Source organism: Tritonibacter sp. SIMBA_163 (genome assembly GCF_046535935.1).
GTDB lineage: Bacteria > Pseudomonadota > Alphaproteobacteria > Rhodobacterales > Rhodobacteraceae > Epibacterium > Epibacterium scottomollicae.
On record NZ_JAWJBP010001353.1, the window covers coordinates 1 to 235 of the forward strand.

A 235-nucleotide genomic window follows, 5' to 3' on the forward strand; every position below is an offset into this window, starting at 1 on the left:
GCATCATCGGATTGGTCTCGGAAAAGAACAGTGGCCAGATCTCCGAGCCGAACAAGACGCCACTCAGGACAACCATCGCAACACTGACAAAGGTGGCTGACGCCACGGCGCGATAGTTGCCCGCAGCCACCAGGCAAAAGGGAACGAGGATTCCCAGATGCGGCTTTACCGTGAGCAGGCCCAGAAGCAGGCCACCGAGAAGAGACCTCGTCGGTGCCAGCAACAGCCCGCCGAG

1 protein-coding gene is annotated in these 235 nt (G+C 60.4%); it reads right to left on the reverse strand.

The window, feature by feature from the left end:
- A partial coding sequence (locus tag R0J92_RS26695) for a glycosyltransferase 87 family protein (RefSeq protein WP_411053903.1) occupies nt 1-235 on the reverse strand: 235 nt, incomplete at both ends.